The following is a 9224-nucleotide window of genomic DNA, read 5'->3' as shown; positions in this document are numbered from 1 at the left end:
CCGGGGCCCCCCCCCCGCCGCCCCCCCCCCCGCTCCGCCCCGCCCCCCCCCCGGGGGGGGGGGGGGGGGGGGGGGCGGGGGGCGGGGGGGGGGGGGGTGATGGGTGTGCGGATCCTTGCGCAAGACAGGGGAGGGGGAGACCCCTCCCCGTCAGCCCCACCCCTATGGCGATAGCCACCGCGGTCCACGGCATGAGGACATGCTTGAGAAGAAAAAGGTCGAACTTCAGGCCAGGTCCGGTACCAATCTCGTCAGGGAAGAATGACAGCCAGAATAGGGCTTCACCAGAGCCCGATAATGAAAATCTTCTCCCCAGGTTATTGTTTGTCATGAGCGAGGGTTGGTGCGCAACGTAATTCGGTCGGATCCTCTGAGATCAATTATCAGGTATATGCTGGAGCACTACCGGGGATCCCCACAACCTCCCGGGTTCTTCGTCCTCCCCCTGGATTGCCGGCGTCACCGTTTCCCGGGGCCTCGTAGTCCGGCTTTCTGCCGCCCCTCCTGTCAAAAGGTTTATCATCCGGGATGAGTATCCACTCCGCGTGACCGCTGAGCACAGAATACAGGCACCGCTGCCTGTCGGGGATGCATACATAACGGATGAGGCCCGGTCTGCCGTCATCGAGCGGCAGTGGCACCGGTGCGCCGGGTGCAACGCCCCGCTCACTGCCGGCTCCACGCACTTCGATCTCCGGAAGCCGATTATCTGCGGCGGTGCCCCTGTCGCCGGGAACCTTGAGGCCCTCTGCCCTTTCTGCCACCGGAACTTCATGCGCCGGATCCGGGGGCGGATCGCAGGCTCTGCCAGCCATAGAAATAAGTAGTGCCCGGGACCTACCGGCGGTCATGCTCTGCAGACGGAGTGTAGCACCACGGAGAGATGAGTGGCGATCGACGGTTATGAGGGCGGCGAGCGATGCGGCGGAGAGGTTCACGCTGCCCGCGCCGCCCCTTCCCCGGGGCTGGCGCTCCGGTGCGATGCGGATGCTTGATGCCGCCGTCACTCCCGGGACGATACCCAACGTTGCGGTCACGCTCGCGGTGACGATGCTCGTCATCCCCCGGATACCGAATAAGGTTCTTGCGGCGGCTGCCGGGTTCGCCGCCGGCTCGATCCTCGGGGGCAACCCGCGACCTTACGGCCTCCGGCCCTTTCTCCTCGCCGGTGACACAGCGCCTCTTCGCGCCGGGACGAGACACCTCCACGCATTCCCGATGAGGTCCTCCCTCCCGGCCGCACGGAGCCCCTCACAGACGAGGGCGTAGTTCTCCGGGTCCCGGTAGTGCATGAGGGCACGCTGGACCCGTTTCTCCCGGCCTTTCGGGACGTAGACCTCCTTGAGGGTGAAGGGGTCGAGCCCCGTGTGGTAAATGGTCGTTGAGATACTCATCGGCGTCGGCGTGAAGTCCTGAACCTGTTCGGTGTAGAGATCGGTGTCCCGGACGTACTCGGCGAGTTCGACCATATCAGTGATCCGGCACCCGGGATGGCCGGACATGAAGTAGGGGACGAGGTACTGCCGCTTCTTCTTTCCTTCCTGGAGGACCTCGAACCGCTCCCTGAATGCGTCGAAGATCTCGCGGGGGGGTTTTCCCATGCAGGCAGAGACCCGCGGCGAGACATGCTCGGGGGCGACCTTGAGGTGCCCGGAGACGTGGTCTTCGCAGACGCGGGCGAGGTATTCCCGGTCCTCCGGGGGGATCAGGTCGTAGCGGATGCCCGACGCGATGAAGACACGTTTCACCCCCGGTATCTCCTGAAGGCGCCGGAGCAGGCGGAGTTGCTCGGCGTGGCTGCGGTCGAGTGTGGGGCAGTCGATACAGCGGCGGTCGGGGCAGGTGCCCGCGGTCTCCCACCGGCCGCAGTGGATGGCGTACATGTTTGCCGTCGGCCCGCCGACATCCTGGACGACGCCCGTAAACTCCGGCATCGCTGCCATCCGCTCCACCTCCCGGACGATCGAGTCGACGCTCCGGCTCTGGATGATCCTCCCCTGGTGGTGGGTGAGGGCGCAGAACGAGCAGGAGCCAAAACACCCCCTATGGCTGACGACCGAGAACCTGACCGGTTCGAGGGCCGGGATGGGTTCGGTGTAGGAGGGGTGGGCCCTCCGCGCGTAGGGGAGTTCGTAAATGTGGTCGAGTTCCGGGCCGGAGAGCGGCATCGCCGGCGGGTTCTGGATAATTACTGTCTTTGGGTGCGGCTGGGCCACGGGGCGGCCCCGCAGTGGGTCCTGCTCCCGGTAGTGCTGTGCGAATGCCCTGGCGTAGGCGTAGCGGTCCTCCTTCACCTCCGCATAACCGGGAAGCACCACGTAGCCGGCGTGGTCCATGCTTCGCCAGGTCTTCAGGTCGAGCCGATGGGCGGTGCCGGGGATATCGGTGAGGGACCCGGCTGCTTCACCGGCAGCAAGCCGGTCCGCGATCGTGATCACCTGCCGCTCGCCCATGCCGAAGACGAGGAGGTCGGCCGGGGCGTCGGCGAGGATGGATTGCCGGACCAAGTCTGACCAGTAGTCGTAGTGGGCGAAGCGGCGGAGGCTCGCCTCGATCCCGCCGATGACGACCGGTGTTGCCGGGAAGAGAGCGTGGACCCGGTCGGTGTAGACGAGGGTTGCCCGGTCGGGCCGGAGAAGCTGGCCCCCGGGCGAGTAGACGTCCGAACTCCGGCGCTTCAGGTTCGGCGTAAAGGCGTTCACCAGTGAGTCGACGTTCCCGGCCGAGACCGAGAAGAAGAGCCGGGGCGTGCCCAGGCGCCGGAAGTCGGCGTCGTCTCGCCAGTTGGGCTGGGCGATGACACCGACCGAATACCCGGCGTCCCAGAGAGTTCTGCCGAGCAGCGCGGTCCCGAAGGAGGGGTGGTCGACGTAGGCGTCGCCGGTGATCAGGACGATGTCGAACCGGTCGATGCCGAGACGCTCGGCCTCCGCAACCGTCATGGGGAGGAACTCAGGCTGGGCGATCATGGCAGTATCCGGTCGAAGACCGGCAGGTCGACGCCGGTCTTTTCATCCAGGGTCCGTTTTGCGGAGACGCCGACGAACTCCGTGATGATCGCCTCGACGACTATGTAGACTTCGGCCTTCTCCCGGAGGCACCCGGCGAGCGACCGTATTCCCTTCCCCGCCGCTGTGTGGATATGGATGGATGGCCCCTCCTCTCCCGGGTAGATCGTCGCAAACCCGAGGAGTTCCCAGCCCCCGAAGATCTCTTCGCCCCGTGGGGACGGCGGCACGGTCAGTTCCTTCGGGCCCGTCACGATCTTTGCCGACCTCGTGGCGCCGAGGAAGTGGATCATGCCGCTTGAGATGTTCATCGCCGTTACAAAACGCCGGATCTCCCTGATGAAATCCTCCCCGTCGTCGATCCTGACCGTAAAGACCCTGCCGACCTGTCCTTCCGAGTACTGCATGGACTTCCTCTCCTGATAGGTGGTGTCTTCTGGTATTATAGTGCTTGACCGGCCCCCCCCCTCCCGGTGCCTCTCCGGCTGCTCCCGGCGGCCGGTGCGGGCGGCACCGTTGGGCAGGGGTTTCATATACGCCGGCCTCGCAACGCTGTAGTGCTTGCCGGGGCCGGGTGAGCGATCGGAGAGGTGTGGCTGCGGTGGTCTGGATCAGGGAGATCGAGTATCTGCGGGGGTTTGCCGTCCTCGCCGTCATCGCCGTCCACATATCCATGAACTTCACCCGGATCCCCGTGGTGAATCCGCTTGCCCTCCTCGACGTCTTCATCTACATCACCGCCCACTTCGCTGTGCCGGTCTTCATCTTCATATCCGGGTGGGTGCTCGCGCTCCGGTATTCGGGCGCGTATTCGGTCCCGGCTTACTACCGGCGCCGGGCCCGGACGGTCCTCCCCCCGTACCTCTTCTTTTCCGCCCTCTACCTCTTAGTCGTCGTGGAGGGGGCGATAGGGCTTGCCGGCGTGCCCGCTCTCGACGCAGTGGCGGGCGCCCTCCTCATGGGGACCGCCGCCTACCACCTCTGGTTCTTTGTGGTGATCATCCAGCTCTACCTCCTCTACCCCCTGATCGCGAGAGGCTACGACCTCTTCGACCGGGCCGGTGCGGCGCTCTTTCTCCTCCTCGCCCTCCTCTTCTTCCAGGTCCTCTGGAACGTGGGCGCCCATGCCCTCGGGGCGTTTGCGGGCGTGGAGTGGTATATGGTGCTGATCCGCCTCTTCCCGTCGCACCTCTTCTACTTCGTGCTCGGGATCCACATCGCCCGGCATACCGACCGGTTCCGGTCGGCGCTCCGGTCCCTCTCCCCGGCAGGGGTCGTCGCCGCGGCCGGCGGGGGCGCCCTGCTCGTTGGGGGCATGTGGGCGGCGACCGTGTTCCTTTCGGGCGGGTTCTCCGGCGCAACGCTCGCCGTCTTCTGCGTCTACCGGATCCTCGAACCGCTCTATTATGTCCCGGTCATCGTCGCGCTCGTCCTCGTGGCCTGGCGGCTGGAGGAGGCCGGCGGCCGCCTTCCGGGGGCTTCCCGGTCTTTTGGGGAGCATTCGTTCGGGATTTACCTTATTCACCCCCTCGTCATCGCCGCCTGTGCGGCGGCCTGGGCCTCCCTCACCGGGTTTTCGTGGGCGGACTGGCTGACCTACCCGGTGATCTTCCTCGCGACGGCCGTGGTGAGTTACGGGGTGGTGCGGGTGGTATCGGGGATTCCGTACGCCGGGTACCTGGTGGGGGAGTCGCGGGTGCGGCGGGGGCCGGGGTAAGTATCAAGTGGTGCCGAGCCCAGGTGATGCGATGCCTCCACACTGCGATACACGGGACGGGCCGGTGGTGACGGCCGCGAAGCAGGCGCTTCAAGAACAAAACGTGAACTATGTCCTCGTCTGGGTGCCGAAAGGGGCGGAAGAAGAGGTGAGACGTGCATTCGATCGCACGCTCAAGGTGCGGGCGAACGGCAAAGAAGTGCAGGACCTTGCGGACGACTGGTTCTTTGAGACCGTCGTGCGACTGCACCGGGCCGGGGAAGGCGCCTCGTTTACCGGGTTGAGACCGGCGGGACTGGATGAAGGTCCCGTCATTTCCCGGGCAGAGAAGGCCATTGAGACCGGCAATCCTCACGAGGTGATCGGGTTTGTCCTCCGTACGGTTGAGGAGGATCTGGAGCACCGGTTCCGGGATGCCATGGCGAAGAAGCAGTACGGCGTCGATGATGTGGAAGCCGGGCGGGCTTACGTGCAGGCGTTCCTCAACTTCGTTGTTTACGCTCATCACCTCTACACGTCGGTGACGTTCGGTAGCGGTCACGGTCACCATGGGACTGGAAGGGAGTGGTCGTCCTAAAAAGGGGGCCCGGAGCCGGGGACCGGTGTATGCGGTACCGTGACATTCCCGCCCGGTCGCTCTACGAATGAGAGAGAGCCGGCAATCGAGTCAAGATGCACCGCGTTCTCCTGGTCCGGAGCAAGCGTCACGGGATCTTTGCCGCGGCACGCCCGGCGAGATCCTTCAGGAGTTCGTAATCCGGGGAAGGCCCGACGGTGATGAACTTCTCGTAGACGTCGCCTTTCGCAAATATAATGCAGTAACTGTCGTACGCCCCGTTCGCACTCGATCCCAGACCCGGTGCCCTGTAACTGATGCAGCGGTCGCCGATACCGGGGGCCGGCAGTTCATCGGCGTTTCGCGGCGGCACCAGCCCCCGGTAGAATGCCTCGTCGGACTGCACCATCATCGAAGCATTGCCCGGGGGGAAGATCATGATGAAGTGCTGGATCCGCCTGGATGTGGCGGAAGACGGTTTCTCTTCGGCATACGTCGCCGTATACTCCTTCAGGCAGCCGTACTCTTTTGCGTCCCTGCTGATGATCGCATTCTCGACTTCGGCTGCGGCGTAGTGGACGATGCTTCCGGGGAGATCCGCATCGTCCAGTAAGTAGGGGCAGTCGGGGGTTGCCGGCGACCCGACACTGGCTGTAAGGAAGGAGAGCATCGGGACGGGCGCAACGAATGCCATGACGATGACCCCAAAGAGTGCGACGACCGGTAAGAACGCTGCAGCGCAGACGGCACCGGCTGCCCTGCGGGACGGTATGTGGTGGAGTTCCCGGATCCCGACCGTCTGAGGGTAGAGCGTCGATACCGCCCCCCCGAAGAGGCCGATGATCGGGATCCAGGTGATGATGAAGAACGGGGTGTAGGAGTACATCGCCGTCTTGAGGGTCTGCCCGATTCCTCTGCGCCCCCCGAGCAGGTAGACCCATACGTGCAGCCATACCCCGATAATTAGCGGCGTTACGACGGTCACGACGAGCAGGGCCGCAAAGAGGTCAAGGGGCTGGAAGACCTGGGAAGCCATCGACCACTTCTTCGTTATCGGAATCCCCGGGAGGGTGTAAAGCGTGACGGTCATGAGCAGGGAGAAGAGAACCGAGAGTTTAAGGAAATGGAAGAGCGCGGTTCCCAGGCGCTCTTCCTCCAGATCCCGGAACGTGTTCGTCGGTTTGAGAAAGATTCCTGATATCTTCTGGGTGAATGAGTATGACATTATTTTAGCTTTGATGTCAGGGTAATAGGTCTGCCGATTTTCCTGAGATTGCCTTTGGGTTGATATGGACAAAATGGCGGTACGCCGGTGACCGTAGTCGTGAGATCCCGTACCGTCGTCTTGTTCACGGGGTAGACTGTCTTCCCCATCCCGCAGGCGTCGCACCGGCCGATCTCCCCCTCACCCGGGAGAACTCCCGGTGGTCGAGGACCCCCGGCAGAGACTCTTGCAGCATCACCCCTCCCTTCGCACCTGTTTTCAGCGCGTCGCAGCAGACAGCGTCACTCAAATGAAGGCAACATGGCGTTTGATCCTTCTTTCCACGAACATCCGGCGAGATCAAGGGGTCGTTTCCAGCATCCCGGGTTTCGCATACACCCGCACACCCACCCACCCCCGGACCGGTCCCCCGGGCTCTGTGTCTGCTCTGCTGTACTTTAGTACTGAGAGAGGCGCATCTCTCTATCTGTACAGGTACTGTCAGATCCGACATCTCTTCCGGCCGTTCGAGCCTCGCGGCCGGTGCTGGAAATCTGCGGTAACCCTGCTGCAAGGCTGCGAGGGTCGAAGTGCCGGGGTCGTCGGCGGTGATTATGTGGGTGTTTCCCTGGCCCCCCTCGCGGGCGCACGACGATCGTTCACTCGCCATCACGCCCTGCGCTCGGCTCCGGACGACGGGTGCGGCACGGGGTGTGCGGAAAGTACAGAAAATGTGCGTGTGGGCAACAGTCGCAAACCCCGGTGAAAAAGCAGAGAACCGTAGATTATGCTCCGGAGAAGACATGATTATTCATATGATGATAGGATGAATTTATCGGATTTATTGACCTTTTCAAGCGATATTGCTCCTGGAAAAGCCTTCAAGAAATCAATCGTTTCAAAAACAGTGATGGGCTCGTCGAGATTCGAACTCGAGACCTCCGCCATGTCAAGGCGACGTCATAACCAGCTAGACCACGAGCCCGTGCCTGCCTAGTAAAGTTGGTGCTCCGGGTATAAAATTATTCCCTTCCCCCATAAACCGCCCCGTGCCGCCTCCGCCCCGCCGGGGGCCGGCACGCGGTATAAAAAGGGGTGATTGGCCGGGACCGATCAGATCTCGGCATGCTTTGCCGTGTAGATGCCGTCGATCTTTTTGATCTCTTCCATCGCATCGGCCGGCACCGAGGAGTCGACGGTGAGGACCATCAGCGCCTCTTCGCCTGGCTTGTGCCGTCCTACCTGCATCCCGGCGATGTTCACGTTCACCCGGCCGAGGATCGTCGCGGCCTTCCCGATGACGCCCGGCTTGTCGGTGTGGCGTGATATGACCACGTGGCCGGTCGGGGTCAGGTCGGTCATATACCCACCGATGCTCACGATCCGGGCGCGGTTCGGGGCCGAGACACTGCCGCTCACCGACTCGGTCATCTTATCGGTCTTTGCGGTGATGCTGATGATGTTCCGGAAGCCCTGCGCCTCCTCGGTGGTGGTCTCGCTCATCCGGATACCGCGCTCCTTTGCGACGAACTCTGCGTTCACGATGTTGACCGGCATCTGCAGGATCGGGTCCAGCAGACCCTTCAGGATGACGCGGGTGATGAACTTCGTGTTCGGCATCTGGGCGACCTCACCGCCGTAGGTGATCTCGATCGACTCAAGGCGCCCCTCGATGAGCTGGATGAGGAGGCGGCCCATCTTCTGCGCGAGCATCACGTAGGGCTCAACCAGCGCCTGCTGCTCCGCAGGGACCATCGGCGCGTTCACCACGTACTTCGCCGAACCGCCCTCGAGCACGCTGAGGCACTGGTTTGCCACCGATGTGGCGACGTTCTTCTGCGCCTCGACCGTGCTTGCCCCAAGGTGCGGCGTAACGATCACGTGGTCGAGATCGAGGATCGGGGATTCCGTCGGCGGTTCCGTCTCAAAGACGTCCAGCGCCGCGCCGGCGATCTTGCCGCTCACAATCCCGTCCGCGAGCGCTTTCTCATCGATGATCCCGCCGCGGGCGCAGTTGATCAGCCGGACGCCGTCCTTCATGGTAGCGATAGACTTTGCGTTGATGACGTGGCGCGTCTCCTTGATCAGCGGCGTGTGGACCGTAATGATATCCGCCCTCCTGAAGAGTTCGTCGAGCGGCACCATCTCTACACCGAGGTTTGCAGCCCGCTCCTTGCTGATGAAGGGGTCGTAGGCAATGCACTTCATCTCCATCGCCTGTGCACGCTTCGCCACCTCGCGCCCGATACGCCCGAATCCCATGATGCCGAGGACCTTGTCGTTGAGTTCGACTCCCATGAATCTGGAGCGTTTCCACTCACCTTTCTTGAGCGATGCGGTCGCCTGGGGAATATTGCGCGCGAGCGAGAGCATCATCGCCATCGTATGCTCTGTGGCCGCCAGGGTATTTCCTTCCGGAGCATTGGCAACGGTGATGCCCCGGCGCGTCGCCGCCTCGGTATCGATATTGTCGACCCCGGCACCGGCGCGGCCGATGAACTTCAGTTTCGCCCCCGCGTCGATGACACGCGCCGTCACTTCGGTGCCCGAGCGCACCAGCAGGGCATCGTAATCCCCGATAATAGCAACAAGCTGATCCTCGGTCAGCCCGGTTCTGACATCCACGTCGCTGAATTCTTTGAGGATGTCAATTCCTTCCTCTGCCAGCGGGTCGCTGACCAGCACTCTATATTTCACAGTTCAACCCATATCTGATTCGACATCATGTGTATTGATGCT

At 63.0% G+C, this 9224-nt stretch carries 7 protein-coding genes and 1 tRNA gene; 3 read left to right on the top strand and 5 right to left on the bottom strand.

Features of this window, described 5'->3' with window-relative positions; all coding sequences use genetic code 11:
* The first annotated feature begins 545 nt into the window (after positions 1-545).
* Positions 546-827 carry an HNH endonuclease gene (locus BP846_RS01065; RefSeq protein ID WP_292392189.1) on the top strand — a complete coding sequence of 94 codons (282 nt, stop codon included), beginning with the start codon at positions 546-548 and terminating at the stop codon, positions 825-827.
* Positions 828-1139: 312 nt separating this feature from the next.
* On the opposite strand, the gene BP846_RS01060 is transcribed toward BP846_RS01065, so the two are convergent.
* Together BP846_RS01060 and BP846_RS01055 are read right to left on the bottom strand one after the other, a co-directional pair.
* On the bottom strand, positions 1140-2969 hold the full coding sequence (locus BP846_RS01060; protein ID WP_292392188.1) for a YgiQ family radical SAM protein: 1830 nt from the start codon (positions 2967-2969) through the stop codon (positions 1140-1142).
* The gene (locus tag BP846_RS01055; RefSeq protein WP_292392187.1) at positions 2966-3415 is read right to left on the bottom strand and encodes a PPC domain-containing DNA-binding protein; all 450 of its coding nucleotides are present in this window, start codon (positions 3413-3415) and stop codon (positions 2966-2968) included. Before BP846_RS01055 ends, BP846_RS01060 begins: the two co-directional genes overlap by 4 nt.
* A gap of 194 nt (positions 3416-3609) precedes the next feature.
* On the opposite strand from BP846_RS01055, the gene BP846_RS01050 reads away from it, so the two are divergent.
* Both BP846_RS01050 and BP846_RS01045 read left to right on the top strand, forming a co-directional pair.
* Positions 3610-4725, top strand: a complete 1116-nt coding sequence (locus BP846_RS01050; RefSeq protein ID WP_292392186.1) for an acyltransferase — start codon at positions 3610-3612, stop codon at positions 4723-4725.
* A gap of 31 nt (positions 4726-4756) precedes the next feature.
* The gene (locus BP846_RS01045; RefSeq protein ID WP_292392185.1) at positions 4757-5302 is read left to right on the top strand and encodes a DUF6448 family protein; all 546 of its coding nucleotides are present in this window, start codon (positions 4757-4759) and stop codon (positions 5300-5302) included.
* A gap of 127 nt (positions 5303-5429) precedes the next feature.
* Here the strand turns inward: BP846_RS01045 and BP846_RS01040 are convergent, their stop codons facing one another.
* From BP846_RS01040 to serA, 3 genes are all read right to left on the bottom strand, one after another.
* Complete coding sequence (locus BP846_RS01040; RefSeq protein ID WP_292392184.1) at positions 5430-6506, bottom strand: Yip1 family protein; 1077 nt, start codon at positions 6504-6506, stop codon at positions 5430-5432.
* An 890-nt stretch (positions 6507-7396) separates the two neighbouring features.
* Positions 7397-7470, bottom strand: a tRNA-Val gene (locus tag BP846_RS01035).
* Between the two features lie 128 nt (positions 7471-7598).
* Positions 7599-9182 (bottom strand): phosphoglycerate dehydrogenase, encoded by a 1584-nt coding sequence (serA, locus tag BP846_RS01030; RefSeq protein ID WP_292392183.1) that lies wholly within the window; start codon positions 9180-9182, stop codon positions 7599-7601.
* Between the last annotated feature and the right edge of the window lie 42 nt (positions 9183-9224).

Origin of the sequence: Methanoculleus sp. UBA303, from assembly GCA_002501655.1 — an archaeon.
Classification (GTDB): Archaea; Halobacteriota; Methanomicrobia; order Methanomicrobiales; family Methanoculleaceae; genus Methanoculleus.
This window is presented reverse-complemented; position numbering and strand designations above follow the sequence as displayed.

Coding starts and splice junctions, on each gene's coding strand:
- BP846_RS01055 (WP_292392187.1), bottom strand. CDS start 3,415: ATGCAGTACTCGGAAGGACAGGTCGGCAGGGTCTTTACGGTCAGGATC.
- BP846_RS01060 (WP_292392188.1), bottom strand. CDS start 2,969: ATGATCGCCCAGCCTGAGTTCCTCCCCATGACGGTTGCGGAGGCCGAG.
- BP846_RS01040 (WP_292392184.1), bottom strand. CDS start 6,506: ATGTCATACTCATTCACCCAGAAGATATCAGGAATCTTTCTCAAACCG.
- BP846_RS01045 (WP_292392185.1), top strand. CDS start 4,757: ATGCCTCCACACTGCGATACACGGGACGGGCCGGTGGTGACGGCCGCG.